This is a genomic window from Streptomyces sp. NPDC005805 (assembly GCF_040630445.1).
Classification (GTDB): Bacteria; Actinomycetota; Actinomycetes; order Streptomycetales; family Streptomycetaceae; genus Streptomyces.
Genome location: NZ_JBEXXN010000051.1, coordinates 13,829 through 40,491 on the forward strand (window position 1 = coordinate 13,829; position 26,663 = coordinate 40,491).

19 protein-coding genes are annotated in these 26,663 nt (G+C 73.3%); 12 read left to right on the top strand and 7 right to left on the bottom strand.

All coding sequences use genetic code 11. From position 1 onward, the window contains the following. The first annotated feature begins 73 nt into the window (after positions 1-73). Positions 74-1,099: a LacI family DNA-binding transcriptional regulator gene (locus ABZ457_RS23835; protein WP_359160595.1), complete on the top strand. Its 1,026-nt coding sequence runs from the start codon at positions 74-76 to the stop codon at positions 1,097-1,099. A 138-nt stretch (positions 1,100-1,237) separates the two neighbouring features. Here the strand turns inward: ABZ457_RS23835 and ABZ457_RS23840 are convergent, their stop codons facing one another. Continuing rightward, a complete protein-coding gene (locus ABZ457_RS23840; RefSeq protein ID WP_359160598.1) occupies positions 1,238-4,057 on the bottom strand; it encodes a glycosyl hydrolase in 2,820 nt (939 codons plus the stop codon). 291 nt (positions 4,058-4,348) lie between these two features. On the opposite strand from ABZ457_RS23840, the gene ABZ457_RS23845 reads away from it, so the two are divergent. The 4 genes from ABZ457_RS23845 (at position 4,349) to ABZ457_RS23860 (ending at position 9,421) form a co-directional block, all read left to right on the top strand. Then, complete coding sequence (locus ABZ457_RS23845) at positions 4,349-5,650, top strand: extracellular solute-binding protein (protein ID WP_359160601.1); 1,302 nt, start codon at positions 4,349-4,351, stop codon at positions 5,648-5,650. A gap of 349 nt (positions 5,651-5,999) precedes the next feature. Next, complete coding sequence (locus ABZ457_RS23850; RefSeq protein WP_359160604.1) at positions 6,000-6,962, top strand: sugar ABC transporter permease; 963 nt, start codon at positions 6,000-6,002, stop codon at positions 6,960-6,962. After that, positions 6,959-7,864: a carbohydrate ABC transporter permease gene (locus tag ABZ457_RS23855; RefSeq protein ID WP_359160607.1), complete on the top strand. Its 906-nt coding sequence runs from the start codon at positions 6,959-6,961 to the stop codon at positions 7,862-7,864. Before ABZ457_RS23850 ends, ABZ457_RS23855 begins: the two co-directional genes overlap by 4 nt. 153 nt (positions 7,865-8,017) lie before the next feature. After that, on the top strand, positions 8,018-9,421 hold the full coding sequence (locus tag ABZ457_RS23860; protein ID WP_359160610.1) for a GH1 family beta-glucosidase: 1,404 nt from the start codon (positions 8,018-8,020) through the stop codon (positions 9,419-9,421). Positions 9,422-9,513: 92 nt separating this feature from the next. Here ABZ457_RS23860 and ABZ457_RS23865 read toward each other — a convergent pair whose 3' ends face one another. Then, complete coding sequence (locus tag ABZ457_RS23865; protein WP_359160614.1) at positions 9,514-10,407, bottom strand: oxygenase MpaB family protein; 894 nt, start codon at positions 10,405-10,407, stop codon at positions 9,514-9,516. Between the two features lie 312 nt (positions 10,408-10,719). Here ABZ457_RS23865 and sph point away from each other — a divergent pair, with 312 nt between their 5' ends. From sph to ABZ457_RS23895, 6 genes are all read left to right on the top strand, one after another. Beyond that, the gene (gene sph, locus ABZ457_RS23870; RefSeq protein WP_359160616.1) at positions 10,720-11,712 is read left to right on the top strand and encodes a sphingomyelin phosphodiesterase; all 993 of its coding nucleotides are present in this window, start codon (positions 10,720-10,722) and stop codon (positions 11,710-11,712) included. 223 nt (positions 11,713-11,935) lie between these two features. Further along, positions 11,936-13,015, top strand: a complete 1,080-nt coding sequence (locus ABZ457_RS23875) for a S1 family peptidase (protein WP_359160619.1) — start codon at positions 11,936-11,938, stop codon at positions 13,013-13,015. Positions 13,016-13,204: 189 nt separating this feature from the next. Next, positions 13,205-14,482: a serine hydrolase domain-containing protein gene (locus tag ABZ457_RS23880; RefSeq protein WP_359160622.1), complete on the top strand. Its 1,278-nt coding sequence runs from the start codon at positions 13,205-13,207 to the stop codon at positions 14,480-14,482. Between the two features lie 205 nt (positions 14,483-14,687). After that, positions 14,688-15,452: a MerR family transcriptional regulator gene (locus ABZ457_RS23885; RefSeq protein ID WP_359160625.1), complete on the top strand. Its 765-nt coding sequence runs from the start codon at positions 14,688-14,690 to the stop codon at positions 15,450-15,452. Positions 15,453-15,770: 318 nt separating this feature from the next. Beyond that, positions 15,771-17,930 (top strand): RICIN domain-containing protein, encoded by a 2,160-nt coding sequence (locus ABZ457_RS23890; protein WP_359160628.1) that lies wholly within the window; start codon positions 15,771-15,773, stop codon positions 17,928-17,930. 108 nt (positions 17,931-18,038) lie between these two features. Continuing rightward, on the top strand, positions 18,039-18,746 hold the full coding sequence (locus tag ABZ457_RS23895) for a hypothetical protein (protein ID WP_359160631.1): 708 nt from the start codon (positions 18,039-18,041) through the stop codon (positions 18,744-18,746). On the opposite strand, the gene ABZ457_RS23900 is transcribed toward ABZ457_RS23895, so the two are convergent. The 4 genes from ABZ457_RS23900 to ABZ457_RS23915 form a co-directional block, all read right to left on the bottom strand. Then, positions 18,730-20,907, bottom strand: a complete 2,178-nt coding sequence (locus tag ABZ457_RS23900; RefSeq protein WP_359160634.1) for a 3-hydroxyacyl-CoA dehydrogenase NAD-binding domain-containing protein — start codon at positions 20,905-20,907, stop codon at positions 18,730-18,732. The two genes, ABZ457_RS23895 and ABZ457_RS23900, sit on opposite strands and share 17 nt — an antisense overlap. A 43-nt stretch (positions 20,908-20,950) precedes the next feature. Further along, positions 20,951-22,165, bottom strand: coding sequence for an acetyl-CoA C-acetyltransferase (locus ABZ457_RS23905; protein WP_359160637.1), 1,215 nt, complete (start codon positions 22,163-22,165; stop codon positions 20,951-20,953). 93 nt (positions 22,166-22,258) lie between these two features. Then, positions 22,259-23,401 carry an acyl-CoA dehydrogenase family protein gene (locus ABZ457_RS23910; protein ID WP_359160640.1) on the bottom strand — a complete coding sequence of 381 codons (1,143 nt, stop codon included), beginning with the start codon at positions 23,399-23,401 and terminating at the stop codon, positions 22,259-22,261. Beyond that, entirely contained in the window at positions 23,398-24,594 is a 1,197-nt protein-coding gene (locus ABZ457_RS23915) for a CaiB/BaiF CoA-transferase family protein (protein ID WP_359160643.1), read from the bottom strand. Before ABZ457_RS23915 ends, ABZ457_RS23910 begins: the two co-directional genes overlap by 4 nt. Before the next feature lie 254 nt (positions 24,595-24,848). Here ABZ457_RS23915 and ABZ457_RS23920 point away from each other — a divergent pair, with 254 nt between their 5' ends. Further along, positions 24,849-26,048, top strand: a complete 1,200-nt coding sequence (locus ABZ457_RS23920) for a saccharopine dehydrogenase NADP-binding domain-containing protein (RefSeq protein ID WP_359160646.1) — start codon at positions 24,849-24,851, stop codon at positions 26,046-26,048. Between the two features lie 74 nt (positions 26,049-26,122). Here ABZ457_RS23920 and ABZ457_RS23925 read toward each other — a convergent pair whose 3' ends face one another. Continuing rightward, a complete protein-coding gene (locus ABZ457_RS23925) occupies positions 26,123-26,644 on the bottom strand; it encodes a DUF6194 family protein (RefSeq protein ID WP_359160648.1) in 522 nt (173 codons plus the stop codon). Positions 26,645-26,663 lie beyond the last annotated feature (19 nt).

Below are 26,663 nucleotides of genomic sequence, written 5' to 3' on the forward strand. Positions count from 1 at the left end.
GCCGGCCCGGGCCGCCGCCGCGGACCGGGCCCGCACCAGAGACCAGCAGCGCCGCAGACGAGGAGCGCCCGCCTTGCCCGAGCAGACCACGGGGTCCCGCCCCACGCTGGAAGCCGTCGCCGCGCGTGCCGGTGTGTCCCGGGCCACGGCCTCCCGGGTCGTCAACGGCGGCGCGGGGGTGCGCGCCCCGCTGGTGGACAAGGTGCGCAGGGCGGTCGAGGAGCTCGGCTACGTCCCCAACCACGCGGCCCGCACCCTGGTCACCCGCCGGAACGGGGCGGTCGCGGTGATCATCGCGGAGCCCGAGTTCCGGGTCTTCTCTGACCCGTTCTTCGAGCAGCAGGTGCGCGGCATCAGCCGGGAGCTGACCGCCCACGACGCCCAGCTGGTGCTGCTGTGGGTGGAGGGCCCGGGCGACCACGACCGGATAGCGCGCTACCTCGGCGGCGGGCATGTGGACGGCGCTCTGGCGTTCTCCCTCCACAACGACGACGAGCTGCCCGCCCTCATCGGCCGCACCCGGATCCCCATGGTGTTCGGCGGCCGGCCCGCGGCGGGCGCCGACCCCGCGGTGCCGTACGTGGACTGCGACAACCGGGGCGGGGCGCGGGAGGCCGTGCGGCACCTGGTCTCCCTGGGGCGCCGCAGCATCGCGCACATCGCGGGCCCGCGCGACCAGACCTCCGCCCTGGACCGGATCGACGGCTACCACGACGTCCTCCTCGACGCCGACCCCGAACTGCTCTGCCAGGGCGACTTCACCGAGGAGAGCGGCGCCCGCGCGATGGCCGAGCTGCTGGAGCGCCGGCCCGACGTGGACGGGGTGTTCGTCTCCAACGACCTGATGGCCTCGGGCGCGCTGCGCACCCTGCGCGAACGCGGGGTGAAGGTGCCGGAGGACGTGGCGGTGGTCGGCTTCGACGACATGGCCTCCGTGGTGCGCACCACCGATCCCGCGCTGACGACGGTCCGGCAGGACATCGAGGGGATGGGCCGGCTGATGGTCAAGCTGCTGATGCGGCAGCTCGACGACACGGGGGCGGAGGCGCCGGCGTCGGTGATCACTCCGACGACCCTGGTGCGCCGCGCCTCCGCCTGACCCCCCAGGACCCGCCCCGCCTCGCGGCACGGGGCCGGCGGGCGCCGGAGGAGACTCCGGTGCCCGCCGCTTTCCTGTGGGGGGTCGACGTACGGGACCACCGTGCGGGCTCAGCCGCGGGCGATCAGTCGCCGGGGATCAGTTGTAAGGGATCACCAGCACGGACTGCGCCGTTCCGGTCTGGAGCCTCGACGTGGCGTTGCCGATCGCGCTCCACACCTCCAGCCGGACCGTCCCGCCGCGCAGGTTCCCCAGGCTGCCGGTGGCCGACTTGAGGCCCCGGGACTGCGCGTACTCCTCCCAGCCCGTGACCGGGTCGGTGGCGAAGTAGTGGTAGGTCTCGGTGCGGTCGAAGCTGCCGTCGCCGGTCAGGTCGTAGCTCACCCGGGCCTGCTGGCCGAGGCCGACCGCCGTGCCCGCGTCGACCTGGAGGCGGAAGGCGGTGGTGCCGCCGGAGCGCAGGGTGCCGTTGACGTTGCGGACCTCGTACACCAGGGGCTGGTGCGGGGTGCCGTCGCGGTTGACGCCGCCGGCCGAGGCGATGGTGTCGCTGCCGGCCGTGCCGCCGGTCGCCGTGGTGAGCGCGCCGCCGGTGCGGAGCTGGAAGGTGTTGCCGGTCGGCGGGTCGGGGTCCGGATCGGGGTCGGGGCTGCCGGTTCCGGTGCCGGTCGCGGTCGAGCGGGCGGGCACCGAGAGGGTCTTGCCGTCCGAGAAGGTGACCGTGCGGGCGGTGGAGCCGTGGTTGTGCGCCGCGTAGGTGCGGGTGGTGCCCTTGGCGAAGACGGCCGAGGTGGGGATGTCGCCGGTCACCGTCGCGTCGGGCGCGCCGAGGGTGTCCAGGGTGGTGAGCCAGTGGTAGGTGTGCGCCTTGGACTCGCCCGCCTCGGGAGTGTAGCCCGCGTGCTGGGCGTCCCACTGGGACTTGGCGGCGGCCGGGTCGGCGAGGGACTGGAACTCCCAGAGGATGTCGCGCCATTCGACGGCCGGGCCTCCGTTCTCGCGTTCCATCTCCGCGATGTTCCGCCGGATCGCGGTCTTCTCGCCGCCGAGGTGGAGCGAACCGCCGGTCACCGGGAGGACGTTGATGCCGTGGATCTCCTCGGGGTTGGCGGTCCACCAGGTGGCGTACGCGCCGCCGCTGCCCCAGACCATGCCGACCGTGTCGTGGCGGAAGCTCGACGGGAAGACCTGCTCGTCCGCGTCGAACCAGTACTGGGCGATCGACTCCGACTCGGTGGCGAGGAGGTACGAGCCGAGGTCGCGCAGGGAGGCGTCACCGGTGGCCGAGCCCCACAGCACCAGGGCCGCGCTGAGGTTGGTCGACTCGGAGGAGGACTCCTGGTTGTTGCCGGCCGCGAAGCCCTGGTGGCCGGAGGCCCAGCTGTGGCCGGCGTAGACGTCGAAGCCGCGCAGGAAGGGGAAGGCGCTGTCGGTGCGGCTGGGGTTGGCGGTGTCGCGGATCAGGGTCTTGACCATGCCGCCCCAGGCGGAGTCGGCGGCCCACGCCTGGTCGTACTGGGCGACGATCGCGGCGGCGTAGACGTAGTAGCTGTAGTGGAAGTGGTGGTCGTTGAGTTCGGTGTCGCTGCCGTAGGAGGCGGGGTAGCCGGTGAGGGTCTTCCAGGCGCCGTCGTAGGAGAACTCGTTGGGTCCGCCGACGGTGAACCAGTCCTGGAGGCGGCCCTTGATCAGGCCGAGGAGCTTGTCCCGGATGCCGTTCTCGCCGATCTGCTCGGCGACCGGCACCAGCTGGGCGAGCTTGCCGAGCGCCTTGCCGGTCCAGTAGGTGTCCACGGCCCCGGAGAACGGGTCGGAGGAGTTGGCGACCTCGTTCAGATAGCCGCGCAGCCGGGCCGCGTCGATCCCGCCGGCCTTGGGCAGGGCCGGGAGGACGGCGCGGGCCTGCTGGGTGGTGGTGAAGGTGGCGGACTCGCGGACCTTCATCGTGCCGCGCGGGGAGACGTAGGTGTACGGGGTCAGCGCGTCGGTGGTGTTGAGCCACTGGTGCCGGTAGAGGGCCTGGAGGGTGCCGCGCTCGGTGCCCTCCTTGGCCTCGGTGGTGAGGGTGTAGGTGGCCCGGACGTTGCCGCCGGTGGAGCTCCAGTTCACGGTGGAGCCGGTGACGAAGCTGAAGGCGTACTTCCGGTAGGTGGCGAGGGCGTCCGTGGAGGGCAGGACGGCGACGGAGAAGTAGTCCTTGCCCGCGAGCCCGGCGCTGATGGTGGAGCCGGAGACGTTCCAGTCGGCGCCGCCGGGGGCGAAGAGGGCGTAGTGGTGGCCGCCGACGGTGATGCCGAGGACGTTGCCCTGGTCGGCGAAGACGGACGGGTTGCCGGCCGTGGTGATCTGGGCGTTGCCGCCGGTGCCCCGGGCGTACACGAAGGGCATGCCGTGGCCGATGGTGGTGCGCAGGGTGCGGGCGCCGTCGGACCAGTAGGGGGTGACGGTCCAGTCGGACCAGGCGTCGGCCTTGGTGTCGGGCGAGTTGAGTCCGCTGAGGCCGATGGTGAGGTCGCGCTTGTGGGCGTACTCGTACTGGCGGCCGTCGCCGACGATCGCCGGGCTGGTCGGGTAGCCGACCTCCAGGCCGCCGGAGACCGCCTGGTAGGTGAGGGGGTGGCCGTACATCGGGGTGGAGTACGGGTTGTCGCCGTAGCGCTGGAAGGCCAGTGAGGACCACCAGTCGTTGGTGGGCACCGGCTTGCCCTGGGCGGCGGGGGTGACCTTGGGCGTGACCGGGGTGCCCGTGTTGGTGGTGGGGCCGGAGGTCCCGGCGGGGCGGGTGTCGGAGTAGCTGCCGGCGCCGACGGGGACGGGGGCCGCGGTCGCGGGGGCGGCGCCCGGGCCGAGGCCGACGACGGCCAGGGCGGAGGCCAGGACGAGGACGGCGGCGGGGCGGGCGCGGTGGGTGGGCGGTCGGCTGCAGGGGCTGGACGGTCCGGTGCGGGGGGCTGGCATGGCGGCACCTCATGTCATCACGACGGATAGGGATGGCTCGGGTGACTCAGTGCGCTGGAAGACCGAGGAACAGTGTCCGAGAGCGCTCTCAGATGGCCGGAAACGTAAAACTCCCGAAACATGGGTGTCAATACATGGAACACAGAAGGGACTTGGGCCCGAGTCCAACCCGTTATGTCTTCGACTCTTGACGGGACACACGCGGGACGGGCACGCTCCGAACGCAGGTTTGAGAGCGCTCTCAGGTCAGGGGACGCTCTCGCTCGACCCCGGAGCCAAGGGAGGCTTCCCATGCCCAATGCCCGAGCCGCCAGAAGAGCCGCCGTCCGTCTCGGGGCGGTCGCGCTCACCGGGGCGCTGCTCGCCGCCTGCGGAGGGTCGTCGGACGACGCCTCCGACAGCGCGGGCGGCAAGGTGACGATCACCGTCGACCTGTTCGGGTCCTTCGGCTACAAGGAGGCCGGGCTCTACGCCGAGTACGAGAAGGCCAACCCGGGCGTCACCATCAAGCAGACCGACACGGAGGACGAGGCCGACTACTGGAAGTCCCTCCAGACCCGTCTCGCCGGCGGCGGCGGTCTCGCCGACGTCCAGGGCATCGAGGTGGGCCGGATCGCCTCGGTCACCCAGCAGCAGGCGGACAAGTTCGAGGACCTGCGGAAGCACGGCGCGGACAAGCTGAAGAGCCAGTTCGCGGACGCCAAGTGGGCGGCGGCCACCGGCAAGAACGGCGAGGTCCTGGGGCTGGGCACGGACGTGGGCCCGGAGGCCATGTGCTACCGCACCGACCTCTTCGAGAAGGCCGGTCTGCCCACCGACCGCGAGGAGCTGGCGCAGAAGTGGTCGACCTGGGACGGCTACCTGGAGCTGGGCGAGCAGTACAAGGCGAAGGCCCCCGCCAAGAGCGCCTGGCTGGACAGTGTGGGCAGCCTCTACTCGATCATGATCGGCCAGGAGGAGGAGCGGTACTACAACGCCTCCGGTGAGCTGATCTGGGAGAGCAACCCCGCGCTGAAGACGGCCTGGAACACGGCGGTCGAGGCCGCCGAGGGCGGGCTGAGCGCCAAGCTCGACCAGTGGTCGCCGCAGTGGAACCAGGCGTTCGCGGCCGGTTCCTTCGCGACGATCCCGTGCCCGGCGTGGATGCTCGGCTACATCAAGGGCCAGGCCGGTGAGACGGGCCAGGGCAAGTGGGACATCGCCAAGCTGCCCGGCGGCGCGGGCAACTGGGGCGGCTCCTACCTCGCGGTGCCGAAGGCGGCGAAGAACAAGGAGGAGGCGTACAAGCTGATCGAGTGGCTGACCGCCCCCGAGCAGCAGGCCAAGCTCTTCCAGAAGCAGGGCAACTTCCCCTCCTCCACGGGCGCGATCGAGAAGGTCGCCGACGCCAAGGACCCGTACTTCTCCGACGCGCCGATCGGCAAGATCTTCGGTGACGCGGCCAAGGAGGCCCCGGTCCAGGTGCTGGGCGTCCACGACCAGAACGTGGCGCAGCAGATCACCAACGCGCTGAGCGAGGTCGAGCGCAAGGGCACCTCGCCGGGGAAGGCGTGGGCGAACGCGAAGAAGGGCGTCGAGAACACCATCGGCTGACCCGGGGCCGGGCACTCCTCCGGGGGTGCCCGGCCGTGAGCCGGACGCCATGGATGCCCGGCCGCCCGGCCGCGAGCCGGGCCCCGCACCCCTCCGGGCCGGTCCGCAGTCCGAGAACCCCGCCTCGGACCGGCCCGGAGGTCCAGCCACCGCCCGCCCCCCGGCCCCGGACCGGACCGACCGCCCCCCGGCCCCGGACCGGACCGACCGCCCTCCGGCCCCGGACCGGACCGACCGCCCTCCGGGGCGGCGCACCCCGTCCCGGCCCGCCGCCCGCTCCCCGCACGCCCCCGCCGGGCGCCCGGGGGCCGTCCCGCCCGCCCGTACCGACCCGACGAAGGGCCGCACCGTGACCCTGACCGCATCCGCGAAGCCGGCCGCGCCGAAGCCGGCGCCGCCGCCCCGGCCGCAGGCCGCGCGGCGGGCGTGGCAGAAGTTCTCGCCGTACGCCTATATCGCCCCGTTCTTCACCCTGTTCGCCGCCTTCGGCCTCTTCCCCCTGGTCTACACGGCGTTCGTGTCCCTGTACCGGATCGAGCTCCAGACCCCCGGGGACATGGAGTGGCGCGGTCTCGGCAACTACACCGCGCTGCTGAGCGACGAGTTCTTCTGGACGGCGCTGCGCAACACGTTCACCATCGGTGTGCTCTCCACGGTGCCCCAGCTCGTGATCGCCCTCGGTCTCGCGCACCTGCTCAACTACAAGCTCCGCGGGCGCACCTTCCTGCGCACCGCGATGCTGCTGCCGTACGCGACCTCCGTGGCCGCCGCCACCCTGGTCTTCGCGCAGCTCTTCGGCCGGGACTTCGGCCTGATCAACTATGTGATGGGCCTGGTCGGCATCGGCCCCGTCGACTGGCAGAACAGCACCGTCGCCTCGCAGATCGCCGTCTCCACCATCGTCATCTGGCGGTGGACCGGCTACAACGCGCTGATCTACCTCGCGGGCATGCAGTCGATCCCCAATGAGCTGTACGAGGCGGCCGAGATGGACGGCGCCTCCAAGTGGCGCCAGTTCTTCCATGTCACCCTGCCCGGTCTGCGGCCGACCATCGTGTTCACGGTCATCGTCTCCACGATCGGCGCGACCCAGCTCTTCGGTGAGCCGCTGCTCTTCGAGGGCTCGATCTCCGGCGGCATCTCCCACCAGTACCAGACCCTCGGCCTCTATATGTACGAGCAGGGCTGGGGCTTCTTCCACCTGGGCCGGGCCGCCGCCATCGCCTGGGTCATGTTCCTGCTCATCGTGGTGCTCGTCGGGGTCAACGCCCTGCTCGCGCGCCGCCGTTCCCGCAAGGAGGCCGGCCGATGACCGCGCTCGCCGATCCGCCGGTCGCACCCCGCGCCCCCGAGAAGCAGCCGCCGGACCGCCGGGGCCGGGGCTCCCGCGCCGGGCGGACCAACCACGGCGGGAAGCTGGCCTACGCCATCCTGATCGTGGCCGTGCTGATCTCCGCGTTCCCGTTCTACTGGACGATCGTCGCCGCCAGCCGCTCCAACGCCGACCTCGCCCAGGTGCCGCCGTCGCTGCTCCCCGGCCCGAACCTGATCCGCAACTTCGAGGCGGTGATGGAGGAGGCGGACATCGGCAAGGCGCTGCTGAACTCCCTGATCGTCTCCGGTTCGATCACGGTGGGCACGGTGCTGTGCTGCACGCTGGCCGGGTTCGCCTTCGCCAAGCTGCGCTTCCGGGGCCGGGGCGCGCTGCTCGCGGTCACCATCGGCACCATGATGATCCCGCCGCAGCTCGGCGTCATCCCGCTGTTCATGCTGATCGCCGAACTCGGCTGGGTGAACCAGCTCCAGGCGGTCATCCTGCCCGGACTGGTCTCCGCCTTCGGTGTGTTCTTCATGCGCCAGTACCTGGTGCAGTCGCTGCCGGACGAGCTGATCGAGGCGGCCCGGGTGGACGGCGCGTCCACGGCCCGGATCTTCTGGTCGATCGTGGTGCCGATCGCCCGGCCGGGCATGGCCGTGCTGGGTCTGCTCACCTTCATGGCCGCGTGGAACGACTTCTTCTGGCCCATCATCGCGCTGACCTCATCCGAGCCGACCGTGCAGGTGGCCCTGCGGCAGCTCGGCGGCGGCTATGTCCACGACCAGTCCGTGATCATGGCGGGCACCCTGCTCGGCACCCTGCCGGTGCTGCTGGTCTTCGGCCTGCTGGGCCGCCAGATCGTCGGCGGCATCATGCAGGGCGCGGTCAAGGGCTGATGCGCCGCCCGCCGGGTGCGCGGGCCGGGCCGGACGCCGGGGCCGCCGCACGGGCCGTCACCGTCCGGGCCGCCCCCGCCCACTCCGGCCCGGGACCGCCCCGCGGCCCTGCCTCCCCCCGCCCACCGCCTCACTCCCGGGAGTTACCTCCTCATGACCGCGCTCGACGCACGTCCCGACACGACGACGACCCACCGCTTCCCGGAGCACTTCCGCTGGGGCACCGCCACCGCCGCCTACCAGATCGAGGGCGCCGCGGCCGAGGACGGCCGGACCCCGTCGATCTGGGACACCTTCAGCCGCACCCCCGGCAAGGTCCGCAACGGCGACACCGGCGACATCGCGGCGGACCACTACCACCGGGTGACCGAGGACATCGCCCTGATGCGGCGGCTCGGCGTCACCGACTACCGCTTCTCGGTCTCCTGGCCGCGGGTGCAGCCCACCGGCCGCGGCCCGGCCGTGCGCAAGGGCCTGGACTTCTACCGGCGGCTCGCGGACGAGCTGCTGGAGGCCGGCATCCGGCCGGTCGCCACCCTCTACCACTGGGACCTCCCGCAGGAGCTGGAGGACGCGGGCGGCTGGCCGCAGCGCGAGACGGCGTTCCGGTTCGCCGAGTACGCGGGCATCATGGCCGAGGCGCTCGGCGACCGGGTGGCCACCTGGACCACCCTGAACGAGCCGTGGTGCGCGGCCTTCCTCGGCTACGGCAACGGGGTGCACGCGCCGGGCCGGACCAGCGCGCTCGCCTCGCTGCGCGCGGCCCACCACTTCAACCTGGCGCACGGGCTGGCCGCGCGGGTGCTGCGGGGTGCGCTGGCGCCCTCGGCCGAGGTGTCGCTGACGCTGAACCTGCACGCGGTGCGCGCCCACACCGACGCGCCCGAGGACCTGGACGCGGCCCGCCGGATCGACGCGGTCGGCAACCGGATCTTCCTGGACCCGGTCTTCCGCGGCCGGCTCCCCGAGGACCTGATCCGCGACACGGCCCCCGTCACCGACTGGTCCTTCGTGGCCGACGGCGACCTGGAGGCGGCGTCCGCGCCGATCGACTCGCTCGGGATCAACTACTACTCCCCCACGGTGGTCGCGGCGGGCTCCTCCGAGTCGCCCTCGCCCTGGGCGGGCGCCGAGCAGCACGTCCGCTTCCTGCCCGCGCCGGGCCCGCGCACCGCGATGGACTGGCCGGTGGACGCGGACGGCCTGCACGAGCTGCTGATCCGGCTGCGGGACGACCTGCCGGGCGTGCCGCTGGTGATCACCGAGAACGGGGCGGCGTACGAGGACTACGCGGACCCCTCGGGCGAGGTGAAGGACCCGGAGCGGGTGGAGTACCTGCACGCGCACCTGGCCGCGGTGCACCGGGCCATCGAGGACGGCGCGGACGTGCGGGGCTACTTCCTGTGGTCGCTGCTGGACAACTTCGAGTGGGCGTACGGCTACAGCAAGCGGTTCGGCATCGTGCACGTCGACTTCGCCTCGCAGCGCCGGACGTTCAAGGACAGCGCCCGCTGGTACGCGTCCGTGATCGCGCGGGGCGGTCTGGCCTCGGGCTGAGCCCCGGGGCGAGGAGCTGCGCGCCCGGGGCCGTGTCCCTGCCGCCGGGCGCGCGGGCCCGGTCCGGTCCTGTGCCCGACGGCTCGGGGGGATCAGGGCCGGGCGGCCCGGGCGGCCCGTCGCCGCCGTTCGGCGCGGCGGGCCTCCCGGGCCAGGGGGAGATAGCGCAGCCGCTCGGGGAGGGCGGGGACCACGGTCCGCACGACGCGGGAGAAGCGGCGCAGCCGCCGCTCCTGGGCGTCCGTCCACTCCAGGCCGAGGGCGTCCCGGGCCTCGGGCGGCATCAGCCCGATGGTCATGAAGCGCCGGAACCGGGCCAGCCGGGGCAGCAGCACCGGCCACAGGGCGCGCAGGAGCAGCCGCAGCGGCCAGGGGCCCCGGTCGGGCGGCGGGACGGGCGCGTCGGCGTCCACGAGTTCGCGGACCACCACGGTGGCCTCCACCTCGCCGTCGAGCATCCGGTGCCAGTACGGCCAGAACTCCTCGACGGTCCCCGGCATGTCCCGGTCGTGGATGCCGAGGACCCGGCCGACCTGGAGCCACTCCGCGTAGAGCAGGCGCTCCTCGGCCGGGGTGAGCGTGCGCACCAGGTAGCGGGCCGCGTGGCGGTAGACGGGGAAGCCGGTGGCGTGCACCCAGGCGTAGTTGGCGGGGGTGAGCGCGTGGTAGCGGCGGCCCCGGGTGTCGGTGCCCTGGATGGTCCGGTGCAGTTCGCGCAGCCGGCGGCCCTCGGCGGCGGCCTGCTCGCCGCCGTAGACCCAGAGCTGCAGGGAGCGCAGGGAGCGCTCGCCGCGGCCCCAGGGGTCGGTGCGGAAGACGGAGTGCTGGTCGACGCCCGCGCCGACGGCCGGGTGGGCGACCTGGAGGGTGAGCGCGGACGGGAGTATCAGCAGGGACCGGATGTCGCCCGTGAGGGTCCACAGCACCCCGCCGGGCGGAGGGGGCGGGGGCGACGGCGGTACGGGGCGGGGGGCCCGGCTGGTCACGTGGTCACTTGCTCCGGGGGCATGGTCGTGCGGTCACCTCCCAGTATGCGGGGCGCGGGGGCGGCGGGTGCGCCCCGGGGGCGGACGCGAGGCGGTCGGCGCGGGGCGGTCGGCGCGCGGGGCGCGGGCTCGGTCGGCATGGGGCAGTCGGCGCGGGGCGCGATCGTCGCGACGGCGATCGTTGCGGTGGGGGCAAGAATTCCGGCACCGGAGTATTACCTGAAGGTAACTTCGGCTGGTTTGATGTGCGTCGCCGGTACGCAGTCCGGAGCACCCCCCTCCCCCACCCCCCACTCCACGACAGGAGTTCCCGTGTCGACCTCCACGCTGAGCCGCGCCCTGTGCGCGGCCGTCTCCGCCGCGCTCGCCGCCACCGCCCTGGCCGCGGCGGCGCCCCCGGCCTCCGCCGCCGGCCCGGCCGCGGCGACCCCCTCGCTGAAGGTGCTCAGCTACAACGCGTTTCTTTTCAGCAAGACCCTCTACCCCAACTGGGGCCAGGACCACCGGGCCGCGGCGATCCCGCAGACGGACTTCTTCCGGGGCAACGACGTGGTCGTGCTCCAGGAGGCGTTCGACAACTCCTCCTCGGACGCCCTCCAGCGCCGGGCCGCCGCCGAGTACCCGCACCAGACGCCGGTGATGGGGCGGAGCAAGAGCGGCTGGGACGCCACGAGCGGAGCGTACTCGGCGACGACTCCGGAGGACGGGGGCGTCACGGTGCTGAGCAAGTGGCCCGTCGTGCGCAAGGAGCAGTACGTCTACAAGGACGCCTGCGGCGCGGACTGGTGGTCCAACAAGGGCTTCGTGTACGCGGTGCTGGACGTCAACGGCTCCCGGGTGCACGTCGTGGGCACCCACGCCCAGTCCACCGACCCGGGCTGCAAGGCGGGCGAGGCGGCGGCCGTGCGCAGCCGCCAGTTCCGCGCGATGGACGCCTTCCTCGACGCCAAGAGCATCCCCGCCTCCGAACAGGTCGTCGTGGCGGGCGACTTCAACGTGGACCGGCACTCCGCGGAGTACGCCTCGCTGCTGGCCGACGCGGGACTCGCGGCCGAGGACGCCCGGACAGGGCACCGGTACTCCTTCGACACCGAGCAGAACTCGATCGCGGCCGACCGCTACCCGGACGACCCGCGCGAGGACCTGGACCACGTGCTGCACCGCGCGGGTCACGCCCGGCCGGCGGGCTGGACGAACGACGTGGTCAAGGAGGAGAGCGCGCCGTGGTCGGTGCGGAGCTGGGGCACCACGTACACGTACACGAACCTGAGTGACCACTACCCGGTGATCGGCAGCGGCAGCTGACCGGGGGCGCGCGCCCGGCGGGGGCGCGCTGACGGGGCGTCCGGGCCCGGGGCGGGGCCCGGGCGCCCGATCGGGGCACGCGCGGTGCGCGAGCGGTGCGGCACCCTTGTGTGACTGTCAGGGGCATGCCACATTGAGTCCGCAACTCCGGACTGGTCCAGTCCACATCGCCGTCCACCCAGCGGCGATCCCCCCACGGACTCGTACGAAGGAGAAGCTCCCCATGAGACGCACTCTCCGTGCGCGCATCTGCCTGCCCGCGCTCCTCGCCCTCACCGCCCTGGGCCTGGGCGCACACACCTCCACCGCGGCGCCGGGCCCCGACGGCGCCCCGGCTCCCGGACCCGGCGCGACGGCCACGGCCGCCCAGTACAGCCTCAACTCCTCCCTCGCCCAACGCCTCGGCGACCGTTCCGCCGGCTCCTACCTGGACTCCGCCACCGGGGAGCTGGTCGTGACCGTGACCGACGCCGAGGCCGCCACGGCGGCCCGCGCGGCCGGCGCCCGCGCCGAGCTCGTCCGCCACAGCACGGCGGAACTGCGGTCCGCCATGGACGCCCTCCAGGCGCGGGCCGCGATCACCGGCACCTCCTGGGGCATCGACCCCTCGTCCAACACGGTCGCCGTCGAGGCGGACTCCTCGGTGTCGGCCCGCGACCTGGCCCGGCTGAAGAAGGTCGCCGCCTCCCTCGGCGACCGCGTGAGCATCAACCGGGTGCCCGGCGTCTTCACCAAGGAGGTCGCCGGCGGCGACGCGATCTACGGCGGCGGCTCCCGCTGCTCCGCCGCGTTCAACGTCTCCAAGGGCACGGCCCGGTACTTCGTGACCGCCGGCCACTGCACCAACCTGTCGGCCTCCTGGTCCGCGACCTCGGGCGGCGCCGCGGTCGGCACCCGTGAGGGCACCAGCTTCCCGACGAACGACTACGGCCTCGTCCGCTACACCGACGGCTCCCAGCCCGCGGGGAACGTCAACCTCTACAACGGCGGCTACCAGGACATCACCTCCGCGGCCGACGCGGTGGTCGGCCAGTCGATCTCCAAGTCGGGCTCCACGACCAAGGTGACCTCCGGCACGGTCACCGCCGTGAACGTCACCGTGAACTACGGCGACGGGCCCGTCTACAACATGGTCCGCACCACCGCCTGCTCCGCGGGCGGCGACAGCGGCGGTGCCCACTACTCGGGCACCACGGCACTCGGCATCCACTCCGGCAGCTCCGGCTGCTCGGGCACGGCCGGCTCGGCCATCCACCAGCCGGTCAAGGAGGCGCTGAGCGCCTACGGCGTGGCCGTGTACTGAACCCCGGCCGGCTGAGAGAGGGCGTGCCCGCGGCGGCGGGCACGCCCTCGCCCGTACCCGGCCCGCCCGCCCCGCCCGGCCGTGCGACGCGCCGGGGCCTGGGCCGTATGGGGCAGGCACACGGCCCGGGGGCCGCGCGCGCCCGATGCTGAGGGGGCATCAGTTCCCTTCGCCCCCGCAGAGGCCCCCATGAACGTCCCCCCACTCCGTACCCCCTCCCGTTCCCGGACCCGGCGCCGTGCCGGACTGCTGCGCCTCGGCGCCTGTCTCGCCCTGGCGGCCGCCGCCCTCGGCGCGGCCCCCGCCGTGCCGCTCGCCGCCCCGGCGCCCGCGACGGCGACCGCGCCCGCGTCCACGGCCGGCGACCGGGCCGCGCACCCCGGAGGGCCTGCCGGTCCGGCCGGACGCGGCTCCGTCAAGGCCCTGCAGAAGCGGCTCGACGCCCTCGTCCGCCGGGCGGACGGTCCGCCCGGGGCGATCGTCGTCCTCCAGGACGGCGATCGGCGGCGGGTGCTGCGGTCCGGCACGGCGGACCTGGCGACCGGCCGCCCCCTCCGCGTCGACGACCACATGCGGATCGCCAGCACGGCGAAGGCCTTCAGCGGGGCCGTGGCCCTGCACCTCGTGGCGGAGGGGCGGCTCGGTCTCGACGACACGATCGGGCAGCGGCTGCCCCGCCTCCCGCGCGCCTGGCACGCGGTGACCCTCCGCCAGCTCCTCCAGCACACCAGCGGACTGCCCGACTACACCACCGCCCCCGAGTTCCAGCGCCTGCTGGACGAGAACCCCCGGCGCCACTTCGACTCCCGGCGGCTGCTCCGGTTCGTCGCCGGCGAACCACTGGACTTCCGGCCCGGCTCCCGCTATCTGTACTCCAACTCCGACAACATCGCGGTGGCCCTGATGGCCGAGGCCGCGACCGGCCGCCGCTACGAATCCCTCCTCCGTGGCATCGTCTACCGGCCCCTCGGCCTGCGGAACACCAGCCTGCCGCAGGGCTATGAACTCCCCGAGCCCTACCTGCGCGGCTACGACATCGAGCCGCCGGCCGCGCCGCAGGACGTCAGCGAACTCCTCAGCGCCTCCGGCGTCTGGGCGTCCGGCGGTATCGTCTCCACCCCGCGCGACATGACCCGCTTCATCCGCGGCTACGCCCCGGGCGCCCTGACCTCCCCCGCCGTGCTGCGCGAGCAGCGCCGCTGGGTGAAGGGCGCCTCGGAGCCCGCCGGGCCGGGCGCCAACCGGGCCGGGCTGGGCATCTTCCGCTACACCACACGCTGCGGCGTCGTCCTCGGCCACACCGGCAACTTCCCCGGCTACACCCAGCTCATCGCCGCGACCCCGGACGGCAGGCTCTCCCTCACCTTCTCCCTGACCCGCCAGATCAACCAGTCCGTGGCCCCCGCGCTCCTGGAAACCGTCCGCGACATCCAGGAGGACGCGGTCTGCACCCTGATCCGCGGCTAGGTCGTGTCCCGCCGGGCTGTCCCCGGGCCCGGCCCGGCGGGACAGCCCGGGGGCGGGTCCGGGCACGGCCCCGGGGCTGGTCGGCATACGCGATCTCGGTCATGGCTCCACCGTACGGACGGCCTCCGGCATCGGTGCCGGGTTTTCCACAGTGCCGGTGAGACAGCATTACTGTTGTACCGGTGGCAGGAGCGGAGGGAGAGCCATGACGGACGGCACCGGCGGGCAGGCGATCGCCGCGGCGGCGGAAGGCGGCGTGGAGCCGGCGTTCACCGTCGACGAACTGGCGGCGCGCGCCGGGGTGACCGTGCGGACGATCCGCTTCTACAGCGGTCGCGGGCTGCTGCCTCCGCCCGTGATCGGCCCGCGCCGGGTCGGCCACTACGGCCCCGGGCATCTGTCCCGGCTGGCGCTCATCGAGGAGTTGCAGCACCAGGGGATGACGCTCGCCGCGATCGAGCGGTATCTGGAGCAGCTGCCGGCCGATCTCAGCGAGCAGGATCTCGCCATCCACCGGGCCCTGGTGGCCTCCTGGGCGCCGGAGTCGGCGGAGGAGGTCACCCGCCGGGAGCTGACCCGCCGGGCCGGGCGGGAGTTGTCGGAGGAGGATGTGGACCGGCTCGCCGCGATGGGCGTACTGGACCGCCGCCCGGACGGCCTGCTGCGGCTGGACGGCTCCCTGCTGCGCCTCGGCCTGGAGCTGCTGGACGTGCCGATCGCGCACGAGACCATCCTCGCCTCCCGCACCGTCCTGCTGGAGCACGCCCGCGCGGCGGCCCAGGAGCTGTCCCGGCTGTTCCGTGACGAGGTCTGGGGGCCCTACCGGGAGAGCCGGGAGGACCCGGACCATGTGGCGGCCATGAAGTCGCTGTCCGCGCACATGCAGCCGATGGTGGTGCAGGCCCTGGTCACCGCGTTCCAGCGGTCGTTGCGGGAGGAACTGCGGGCCGCCTTCGGCAGCGACCGCTGAGCGCCCGCCGGAGGCCCGGCGGGCGCACGGTTCGTGATCGCGGCAATTCGGGCCGTGAGTAGCGCGGTTGACGCATTCTCAATTCAAACCCACTTATAGATCACGATTGCGTCACGGCATCCTTAAAAGGGACTGGACCAATCGGAGTCCACGCGCGTAACTCACCTACGCGAGAAGCGAGTTGACTGTTCATCAATTCAGCAGCGGCGATTACAGCACCACCCCCCGAACCGCCACCCCAATTGCCCGAGATATTCGGAAATTCGTTCTGGCAAGCTTCCGCGCACCGTTCCCTGACCAAGGAAGAGATGCACACCCATGCCCGGACGTCGAAGACTCCGAAAGCAGCGGCGGGGCACACCCCGCCGGCTCATACTCGCCACGGCCGCCGTCGCCGTGATGGCGGTCGTCGGAGGGGTGGCCTACGAGGCGACCCGCGGGGCCGACGGGGGCAGCCCGCAGCCGCTCGCGCAGGGGGAGCCCGCCGCGGCGGGACCGGCCGTCGAGCCGGCGAAGGAGCCCGCCCGCGAGAAGGAGCCCGAGCCGCTGACGGAGGTCCCGAAGAGCGAGCCCGAACGGGGCATGGTCTACCGGGGCCTGAAGCCCGCGCCCGAGGGGGATCCGTGCGCGGGGGTGTACCGCACCACGGGCGGCCACTGCACCCACGGCCCCGACGCCCCGCCCAAGGGCGTCGACATCACCAAGGACACCCCACCCGCCGTCCGGACGACGGCGCCCGCCGAGGACCCGGCCGAGTCCGGAAGCGGCAAGCCCGCCAGGGGGACCGGAGGATCCGGGGGGTCCTCCGGCACCCTCCCCCGTACGGCCGCACCCGCGCTCGACGCCACCGCGCCCGGGACCGCCGCCAAGGCGCCGAGCACCGAAGGCCGTTCGGGGGCGTCCGGCGACCCCCGGTCGCCCCAGGACACCCAGGCGTCCCGGGCACCGGCCGCGAACGGGCCCGCCGGACAGACCGTCCAGTGCGACGGCGACGGCAGCAGCGGCAACCGCGTCCAGGTCGTCTACGTCCACGCGCCCGGCAAGGACCGGTACGCGCAGTACTTCGCCTCGTTCCGCAAGTGGGCCGCCGACGCGGACCTCATCTTCTCGGAGAGCGCCAAGGACACCGGGGGTGTCCGGCACATCCGCTATGTGACCGCGGCCGACTGCACACCGACCGTGCTCAACATCGAACTCCCGGCCGCCGCCCTCGCCGAGTTCAGCGCCACCAACCGGGCGCTCGCCGCCAAGGGGCTCGACCGGCGCGACCGCAAGTACATGATCTTCGCCGACTCCCAGGTCTACTGCGGTATCGGCACCTTCGCCGGCGACGAGCGCCCGGGCCAGAACAACCTCAGCAACTTCGGCCCCTCCTACGGCCGTACGGACACCGGCTGCTGGGGCGGGCACACCGCCGCGCACGAACTGGGCCACAACCTGGGCGCGGTGAACAACAGCGCGCCCAACACCAGCCGCGGCGCGCACTGCACGGACGAGTGGGACGTGATGTGCTACTCGGACAGCCCGTACTACCCCACCATGCGCAACGTCTGCCGGGACCGGGGCTACGAGAACCGGCTGGACTGCAACAACGACGACTACTTCCACACGAACCCCAGGCCCGGCAGCTATCTGGCCACGCACTGGAACATCGCGGACAACCAGTTCCTGATGCGCGGCACCGGGACCACGCCGAACCCCCGGCCGACACCCACACCCAGCCCGGCACCGACGAAGCCCACCCCGACGCCCCGGCCGACGAACGGCACCGGCACCGGACCGGCCGTCACCGTCGGGCAGACCGGCCCGGACTTCGCCGTCGCCGGCTGGCAGCCGGTCGCCGGTGCGGTCTGGTACCAGGTCTTCCTGGACGGCAGGGCGATCGGCTGGGTGCAGACGACCAGCACCCGGGTCTACAACCTCAAGCCGGGCACGGCCCACACCCTCGCCGTCTCGGTCCGCGACGCCTCCGGGCGCGACAGCGGCCCGGGCCGCGCCACCTCCTTCCGCACCACCGGCGGCGGTGGCGGCGGGACGACGCCCACCCCGGGCACCCGCCAGCTCCTCACCAACGGCGCCACCGGGGCGGCCGCGGAGATCTGGGGCGGGCACAGCGCGGACAACACCGTGCTGGTCGGCTCGCAGCGCACCGGCTACGCCCAGCAGCAGTGGTACTTCGACAACGCGGGCAACGGCTACAGCCGTATCCGCTCCGCCGTGTCGGGCAAGTGCCTCCAGAGCGGCGGCGCGCCGAGCGCCGGCATGTGGGTCGCCCAGCAGCCGTGCCGTGACATCCCCGCCCAGCGGTGGCGGATCACGGCGGGCGGCAGCGGTGTGACGATCACCGCCGGGGACAGCTCCTACGCCCTCGGCGTCAGCAACCGCCCGTACTACGGGTCCTGGCTGATCGAGTTGCAGCAGCGGCAGGGCGCGACGGGCGCACCGGCCCAGGTGTGGACGGTCCAGAAGGCGTCCTGACGCCACGCGCGGGGGCGGCCGGCGGACCGTCAGGGCCCGTCGGCCGCCCCCGCGCACACCGATCCCGTCCCCCGTCCCCGCAGACACCGACGACATGGAGCACCCGCGATGCGCCGAACCCTCCCCACCGCCGCCGTCGCCGCCCTGGCGGGGGCGGTCCTGTCCCTGCCGGCCGCCGGCGGTACGGCCCTGGCCCATGGCGGCACCCTCGACGTCGAGATCACCGGGCACGACTTCGGCCGGGTGCGCACCACCGTCGTCTGGGAGAACGACAAGGACCCGGTCGAGGGGCGGGTCGCCGCCACCGTCAACGCGGTCGCCGACGACGGCCGGACGGCCGGACCGTTCCGGCTGGTCCGTGACCCGGGCTCCGCGACGGGCTGGACGGCGGACGGGACGCTGCCGCCCGGACGCTGGACGGTCACCGTGGAGGCGGGCCATCCGGCTCTCGGCCGGGACGAGGAGGAGATCACGGTCTCCCCGGGCACCCCGGCCTCCCCCACCCCGGCGGACGGCCCCGGAACGGCCGGCCCCGGGGCTGCCACCCCCGACCAGGCGGCCGGCCACGAGGCCCCGGCGACCGGACCGGACACGCCGACGACCGGGCCCGCCACGCCACCGACGGAACCCGACACCCCCGCCGCGCCGAACACCCCGGACGCGGCGGCCGCCGACGCGTCGCAGCCCGGCGGCTGGACCGGTCTCGCCGTCGGCGGCGCCGTGGTCGCCGCCCTCGTCGGCGGGACCTTCGCGGTCCTCGCCCACCGCGTCCGCCGACGGCGCGACCCGGGTCGCCCGCTCAGCCCGCGTCGGTGAACCGCTCCCCCCGCTCGGCCTTCGCCAGCAGCAGCGCGGGGGGCTGGAACCGGTCGCCGTAGCGGTAGGCCAGCTCCCGCGCGCGGGCCACGAAGCCGGGCAGGCCGCCCTCGTACCCGTTGATGTACTGGAGGACGCCGCCCGTCCAGGCGGGGAAGCCGATGCCCATGATGGAGCCGATGTTGGCGTCGGCGACCGTGGTGAGGACGTTCTCCTCCAGGCAGCGCACCGTGTCCAGCGCCTCCGAGAAGAGCATCCGCTCCTTCATGTCCTCGAAGGGGATCTCGGCGCCGGGCACGGCGAAGTGCTCGCGCAGCCCCGGCCACAGACCGGTGCGCTTCCCGTCCGCGTCGTAGTCGTAGAAGCCCGCGCCGCCGCTGCGGCCGGGGCGCCCGAACTCGTCGACCATGCGGTCGATGACCGCCTCGCCCGGGTGCGGGGTCCAGGTGCCGCCGGCCTCCTCGACCGCGCGCCGGGCCTCGTTGCGGATCTTGCGGGGCAGGGTGAGGGTCAGCTCGTCCATCAGGGAGAGGACCTTGGCCGGGTAGCCGGCCTGCGCCGCCGCCTGCTCGATGGAGACCGGGTTCGCCCCCTCGCCGACCATCGCGACGCCCTCGTTGATGAACTGGCCGATGACCCGCGAGGTGAAGAAGCCGCGCGAGTCGTTCACCACGATCGGGGTCTTGTTGATCTGCCGGACCAGGTCGAAGGCGCGGGCCAGCGCCTCGTCACCGGTCCGCCCGCCCTTGATGATCTCCACCAGCGGCATCTTGTCGACGGGCGAGAAGAAGTGCAGACCGATGAAGTCGTCCGGGCGGGAGACCCCTTCGGCGAGGGCGGTGATCGGCAGGGTGGAGGTGTTGGAGCAGAGCAGCGCGTCCGGCTCGATGACGTCCTGGATCTCCTGGAACACCTTGTGCTTGAGGGCGGCGTCCTCGAACACCGCCTCGATCACGGCGTCGCAGCCCGCGAGGTCGGCGGCCTCGGCCGTGGGCGTGATGCGGGCCAGGACGGCGTCCGCCTTCTCCTGGGTGGTGCGGCCCCGGGCGACGGCCTTGGCGCACAGCTTCTCCGAGTACGCCTTGCCCTTGGCGGCGGCCTCGGCGGTCACGTCCTTGAGGACGACCTCGATCCCGGCGCGGGCGCAGGAGTACGCGATGCCCGCGCCCATCATCCCGGCACCGAGCACCGCCACCTTGGCGACCTTGCGGGCCTCGATGCCGGACGGGCGGCTGGCACCGGAGTTGACGGCCTGGAGGTCGAAGAAGAACGCCTGGATCATGTTCTTCGCGGTCTGCCCGGTGACCAGCTCGGTGAAGTAGCGGGCCTCGATGACCTGGGCGGTCTCGAAGTCCACCTGGGAGCCCTCGACCGCGGCGGCGAGGATGTTGCGCGGCGCCGGGTAGGGGGCGCCGGCGGTCTGCTTGCGCAGGTTGGCCGGGAAGGCGGGCAGGTTGGCGGCGAACTTGGGGTTCGACGGGGTGCCGCCCGGGATGCGGTAGCCGGGGGTGTCCCACGGCTGGCGGGACTCGGGGTTGGCGTCGATGAAGGCGCGGGCCTTCGCCAGCATCTCCTCGCGGGTGGCGGCGACCTCGTGGATCAGGCCGTTCTCCAGGGCGCGCTTCGGCGTGTACTGGGTGCCCTGGATGAGGACCTTGAGGAGGGCGTCGGCGATGCCCATGAGGCGCACGGTCCGGGTGACGCCGCCGCCCGCGGGCAGCAGGCCGAGGGTGACCTCGGGCAGGCCGATCTTGGAGCCGGGCGCGTCGAGGGCGACGCGGTGGTGGCAGGCGAGGGCGATCTCGTAACCGCCGCCGAGGGCCGCGCCGTTGATGGCGGCGACGACGGGCTTGCCCAGGGTCTCGATACGGCGCAGGGCGCGCTTGATGCCGAGGCCGGCCTCGAAGACGAACCGCGCGTCGTCCGGTCCGGCCTGGATCATCTCCTTGAGGTCGCCGCCCGCGAAGAAGGTCTTCTTGGCGGAGGTGACGATGATGCCGCGGATGGAGTCCTTCTCGGCCTCGATCCGGTCGGCGATCGCGGTGACGGACGCCTTGAACGCCTGGTTCATGGTGTTGGCGGACTGGTTGGGGTCGTCGAGGACGAGGGTGACGACGCCGGTCTCGTCCTGTTCCCAGCGGATGGTGGTGGACTCGCTCATGGTGTGGCTGCTCCGTAAGAGGGGGCCGGTGGGGACAGGACGGTCAGAGGCGTTCGACGACGGTGGCGATGCCCATGCCGCCGCCGACGCAGAGGGTGGCGAGGCCGTAGCGCTTGTCCTGGCGCTCCAGTTCGTCGACGAGGGTGCCGAGGATCATCGCGCCGGTGGCACCGAGGGGGTGGCCGAGGGCGATGGCGCCGCCGTTGACGTTGACCTTGTCGAGGGAGAGGCCCATGTCGTCGGCGAAGCGCAGGACGACGCCGGCGAAGGCCTCGTTGATCTCGACCAGGTCGATGTCGTCGATGGTGAGACCGGCCTTGGCGAGGGCCTTGCGGGTCGCGGGCGCGGGGCCGGTGAGCATGATGGTCGGCTCGGAGCCGGAGACGGCGGCGGAGACGATCCGGGCGCGCGGGGTGAGGCCGTAGCGCTCGCCGACGGCCTTGCTCCCGATGGCGACGAGGGCGGCGCCGTCCACGATGCCCGAGGAGTTGCCCGCGTGGTGGACGTGGTCGATCTTCTCGACCCAGTGGTACTTCTGGAGGGCGACCGCGTCGAAGCCGCCGAGTTCGCCGATGTCGGCGAAGGACGGCTTGAGGGAGGCGAGGGAGTCGGCGGTGGTGCCGGGGCGCATGTGCTCGTCGCGGTCGAGGACGACGAGGCCGTTGCGGTCCTTCACGGGGACGACCGAGCGCTCGAAGCGGCCGTCCTTCCACGCGGCGGCGGCCCGCTCCTGGGAGAGGGCGGCGTACTCGTCGACGTCGCGGCGGGACCAGCCGCCGAGGGTGGCGATGAGGTCGGCGCCGATGCCCTGGGGGACGAAGTTGGTGTCCAGGTTGGTCATCGGGTCGGCGAACCAGGCGCCGCCGTCGGAGGCCATCGGGACCCGGGACATCGACTCGACGCCACCGGCGAGGACCAGCTCCTCCCAGCCCGAACGGACCTTCATGGCGGCCAGGTTGACGGCCTCAAGACCCGAGGCGCAGAAGCGGTTCTCCTGCACACCGGCCACCGTGTCCGGGAGCCCGGCGGCGATGGCGGCGATCCGGGCGATGTCGGAGCCCTGGTCGCCGACGGGGCCGACGACACCGAGCACGATGTCGTCGATCGCGGCCGGGTCCAGGCCGGGGAAGCGGGCCCGGATCTCGTGGATCAGGCCGACGACCAGGTCGATCGGCTTGGTGCCGTGCAGGGCGCCGTTCGCCTTCCCGCGTCCGCGCGGGGTGCGGATCGCGTCGTACACGTACGCTTCGGTGCTCACCTTGTCAGCCTTTCGGGAGGGGCGGGGGGTGGTGCGAGGGAGTGGGGGCGGGCCGCCCCGGAGCCGGGGCCGGGTGCCGCCGCGCGGTCCGGGTCAGCCGAGCAGGGAACGGCCGATGATCTCCTTCATGATCTCGGTCGTACCGCCGTAGATGGTCTGGATACGCCCGTCGGTGAAGGCCCGGGCGACCGGGTACTCGTTCATGTAGCCGTACCCGCCGTGGAGTTGGAGGCACCGGTCGGCGGCGCGCTTCTGGAGTTCGGTGGCCCACCACTTGGCCATCGAGGCGTGCACGGCGTCCAGTTCGCCCTTGGCGTGGTCCTCGATGCAGCGGTCCAGGAAGGCCCGGGTGACGGCGCACTCGGTGGCCAGTTCGGCGATCTCGAAGCGGATGTGCTGGAGCCGCGCCAGCGGTCGGCCGAAGGCCTCGCGCTCCTTGACGTACGCGGTGGTGATCTCCAGCAGGTGCTCGGCGGCGGCGATCCCGGCGACGGCGATGGCCATGCGCTCCTGGGCGAGGTTGGTCATCAGATGGATGAACGCGCCGTTGAGCTCGCCGAGCAGGTTCTCCTTGGGCACCTTCACGTCGTTGAAGAACAACTCGGCGGTGTCCTGGGACTTCTGGCCGATCTTGTCGAGGTTGCGGCCGCGTTCGAAGCCCTCCGCGCCGCGTTCCACGACGAGGAGGGAGAGTCCGTGCGCCCCGCCCTCGGGGGTGGTGCGGGCGACCACGATCACCAGGTCGGCGAGGATGCCGTTGGAGATGAAGGTCTTGGAGCCGTTGAGGACCCAGTGGTCGCCGCGGTCCTCGGCGGTGGTGCGGATGCCCTGGAGGTCGGAGCCGGCGCCGGGTTCGGTCATGGCGATGGCGGTGATGGTCTCGCCGGTGCAGAAGCCGGGCAGCCAGCGGCGCTTCTGCTCCTCGGTGGCCAGGGAGGTGAGGTAGGGGCCGATGATGTCGTTGTGCAGGCCGATGGCGAGCCCGGGGGCGCCGGCGCGGGTGAACTCCTCGTGCAGCACGGCCGCGTAGCGGAAGTCGTCGTTGCCGCCGCCTCCGTACTCCTCGGGGACGGCGAGGCCGAGGAGGCCCTGCCGGCCGGCGGCGAGCCAGGCCTCGCGGCTGACGATGCCGTCCTTCTCCCACTGCGCGTAGTGCGGCAGGACCTCCTTGGTGAGGAAGGTGCGCACGGTCTCGCGGAACGCCTCGTGCTCCTCGGTGAAGATCTGGCGCTTCAACGGTCCTCCTCGGGGCGGGTGGTGCCGGTGGTGCCGGTGCCTCCGGCGGGGGCGGCCGGGTCGGCGTGCCCGGCGGGGCCGGTGAGCGGTACGCCCCAGTCCCGGGCCACCTCGGCGGTGTCCGCGCCGGGCAGCGCGGGCGGCCGGGTGACGGCGCCGGGGGTGGCCGAGAAGCGAGGCGCGGGGGCGGGCTGGGGGATGCCGCCGTGGTCCGTGAAGGTGCCGCGGGCGGCGAGATGGGGGTGGTGCGGGGCCTCGCGGAGGGAGAGGACGGGGGCGACACAGGCGTCGGAGCCCTCGAAGACGGCCGTCCACTCGGCGCGGGTACGGGTCCGGAAGCGGGCGGCGACGGCGGCCCGCAGCTCGTCCCAGCGGTCGAACTCCTTGCGGGCGGGCACCTGGTCGGCGATGCCGAGCAGGGTGATGAACTCGTCGTAGAAGCGCTGCTCCAGGGCGCCGACCGCCATGTACCGGCCGTCGGCGGTCTCGTAGGAGCCGTAGAAGGGGCAGCCGCCGTCGAGGAGGTTGGCGCCCCGGCGGTCCTGCCAGCCGCCGGCCGCCATCATGCCGTGGATCATCGTGGCGAGATGGGTGGCGCCGTCGACGATCGCGGCGTCCACCACCTGGCCGGTGCCGCCCTCGGAGCGGGCGTGCTGGAGGGCGGCGAGCACCCCGACGACGAGGTAGAGGGAGCCGCCCGCGTAGTCGCCGACCAGGTTGGCGGGGACGACGGGCGGCTGGTCCGCTTGGCCGATCATGGACAGGGTGCCGGTGACGGCGATGTAGGAGATGTCGTGGCCGGCGCGCTCCGCGAGGGGGCCGTCCTGGCCCCAGCCGGTCATCCGCCCGTAGACCAGCTTCGGATTGCGCGCCAGGCAGACGTCGGGGCCGACGCCCAGGCGTTCGGCGACTCCGGGCCGGTAGCCCTCGACCAGGATGTCCGCCTTCGCCACCAGGTCGAGCACCCGGGCGGGGCCGTCCTCCGCCTTGAGGTCGATCAGGACGGAGCGCTTGTTGCGGTTGGTGAGGTCGCGCGCGGGGTCGATCCCGAGCCCGGGGCCGCCGGGGCGGTCGACGCGGACGACGTCGGCCCCCAGGTCGGCCAGGAGCATCGCGGCGAACGGTCCGGGCCCGATGCCCGCCAGTTCGACCACGCGCACCCCGGCCAGCGGCCCGTTCCCTGTGGCTGTCATCCGGCCCCCAGCAGTGTGACACAACTGATGTAACACCAGTGATGGTAAGAACACGTTCCACTCCGCACAAGGCTTTCCGGGGCTTTGCACCGAGCAAGCGCTTAGAGCGGACAGGTCTGTCAGGTTACCGATGGGGAACCCGTCTTCTGCGGGGCCGCGCGGCACGCTAGGGTCTGCCGACCGGCCCGGTCCCTTCGGCGGACCCTGATCCCGGCCCGCCCCATCGGCACCGGACCACTACGGCGGAGGAGCCCTTGAACAGCCAGAACGAAAGCGGTCGCGGTGAGCGTCCGTACGATGTCGTGCTCTTCGGCGCGACCGGCTTCGCGGGGGAGCTGACCGCCGCGTATCTGGCGCGGCACGCGCCCGCCGACTGCCGGTGGGCCGTCGCGGGACGCAGCCGCGCCAAGCTGGAGGCGCTGCGGGAACGGCTCGCGAAGCTCTCCCCCGCCTGCGCGGACCTGCCGCTCGTGGTGGTGGACGCCTCCGACCGGGACGCGGTGCGCGCCCTCGCCCGCTCCACCCGGGTCCTGGCCACGACCGTGGGGCCCTACGTCTGGCACGGGGAGCCGCTGGTCGCCGCGTGCGCGGAGGCCGGGACGGACTATCTGGACCTGTGCGGCGAACCGGAGTTCGTGGACGACATGTACGTCCGCCACGACGCCCTCGCGCGCGAGACGGGCGCCCGGCTGGTGCACGCCTGCGGCTTCGACTCCGTGCCGCACGACCTGGGCGTCCTCTTCACGGTGCAGCAGCTCCCCGAGGGCGTCCCGCTGCGGGTGGACGGCTTCGTGCGGTCCAACGCCATGTTCTCCGGCGGCACCTTCGCCTCCGCGCTGAACGCGATGGGGCGCGGCCGGCAGACACTGCGGGCGGCGCGCGAGCGGCGGCTGCACGAGCCGCGCCTCGCCGGGCGGCGCGCGGGCGCCCCGGTCGGCGGGCCGCGCTTCAGCCGCGAGACGGGCGCCTGGGCGCTGCCCCTGCCGACCATCGACGGCCAGGTGGTGGCACGTTCGGCCCGCGCGCTGGAGCGGTACGGCCCCGACTTCCGCTACCGCCACTACGCCGCGGTGAAGACCCTCCCGATGGCACTGGGCGGCCCGGTCGCGGTGGGCACGGGCTTCCTCCTCGCCCAGATCCCGGCGGCCCGGCGCGCCCTGATGCGCGTCGTCGAGCCCGGCACCGGTCCGAGCGCGGAACGCCGGGCGCGGAGCTGGTTCTCGGTGCGTTTCGTGGGCGAGGGCGGCGGCCGCCGTGTCTTCACGGAGGTGCGCGGCGGGGACCCGGGCTACGACGAGACGGCGAAGATCCTCGCGGAGGCGGCGCTCAGCCTGGCCTTCGACAAGCTGCCGCCCACGGCGGGCCAGGTCACCCCGGCCGCCGCGATGGGGGACGCGCTGGTCGCCCGCCTGCGGGAGGCGGGCATCACCTTCCGCGTGGCGCACGCGCGCTGAGCGGGTGGCGGGGTCCCGGGCCCGGTATCCACCGACCGGGCCCGGCCCGCCGTCCGGCTGCCGTTGCCCGCCCGTCAGTCCCCGGCTGACGCCGCCGGCCCCGCCTCGCCCGTACGCCCCGCGCCCGTGGTGCCCCTCGCGCCGGTCGCGCTCCGGCGCAGGTGCCGGGCCGCCGCGGCGTCATGGGCCGCGCGCAGCAGGCGCAGCACCTCCGCCGTGGTCCGCTCCCCCGGGGTGACGACGCAGACCCAGCCCTGCGCGCCGTAGACGGGGTGCGGCAGCAGGACGTCGGCGGCGGTGTGGTCCGGGTCCGCTTCCTCCCGCACGAGTCGGCCGAAGGCCGTCCGCCCGACGTGGATGTTCACCCGCCACCGGCCGGGCGGATCGAGGTCGGAGGCGGTGTCGCCGGGCAGGTCCCGGGTGGTGATCGTCCCGTAGGGCTGGGTGTGCGCGGGCATCGTGCCGTCGGGGGCGTGGAAGAAGAACGCGTCCCCCCACGCCTCCTCGGGAAAGCCTCCACCGGGGCCCGGGAGGACCACGAGGGCGCCGCCGAAGGACCGCACGGTGTCGATGATCTGCTGCATGCTGCTGTCCATGGTTCGAGTGTCGGCTTCA

Excerpts from the sequence above, each read along its gene's own strand:
- ABZ457_RS23840 (WP_359160598.1), bottom strand. The coding sequence starts at position 4,057 with ATGCCAGCCCCCCGCACCGGACCGTCCAGCCCCTGCAGCCGACCGCCC.
- ABZ457_RS23845 (WP_359160601.1), top strand. The coding sequence starts at position 4,349 with ATGCCCAATGCCCGAGCCGCCAGAAGAGCCGCCGTCCGTCTCGGGGCG.
- ABZ457_RS23855 (WP_359160607.1), top strand. The coding sequence starts at position 6,959 with ATGACCGCGCTCGCCGATCCGCCGGTCGCACCCCGCGCCCCCGAGAAG.
- ABZ457_RS23860 (WP_359160610.1), top strand. The coding sequence starts at position 8,018 with ATGACCGCGCTCGACGCACGTCCCGACACGACGACGACCCACCGCTTC.
- ABZ457_RS23875 (WP_359160619.1), top strand. The coding sequence starts at position 11,936 with ATGAGACGCACTCTCCGTGCGCGCATCTGCCTGCCCGCGCTCCTCGCC.
- ABZ457_RS23880 (WP_359160622.1), top strand. The coding sequence starts at position 13,205 with ATGAACGTCCCCCCACTCCGTACCCCCTCCCGTTCCCGGACCCGGCGC.
- ABZ457_RS23885 (WP_359160625.1), top strand. The coding sequence starts at position 14,688 with ATGACGGACGGCACCGGCGGGCAGGCGATCGCCGCGGCGGCGGAAGGC.
- ABZ457_RS23890 (WP_359160628.1), top strand. The coding sequence starts at position 15,771 with ATGCCCGGACGTCGAAGACTCCGAAAGCAGCGGCGGGGCACACCCCGC.
- ABZ457_RS23895 (WP_359160631.1), top strand. The coding sequence starts at position 18,039 with ATGCGCCGAACCCTCCCCACCGCCGCCGTCGCCGCCCTGGCGGGGGCG.
- ABZ457_RS23900 (WP_359160634.1), bottom strand. The coding sequence starts at position 20,907 with ATGAGCGAGTCCACCACCATCCGCTGGGAACAGGACGAGACCGGCGTC.
- ABZ457_RS23915 (WP_359160643.1), bottom strand. The coding sequence starts at position 24,594 with ATGACAGCCACAGGGAACGGGCCGCTGGCCGGGGTGCGCGTGGTCGAA.
- ABZ457_RS23925 (WP_359160648.1), bottom strand. The coding sequence starts at position 26,644 with ATGGACAGCAGCATGCAGCAGATCATCGACACCGTGCGGTCCTTCGGC.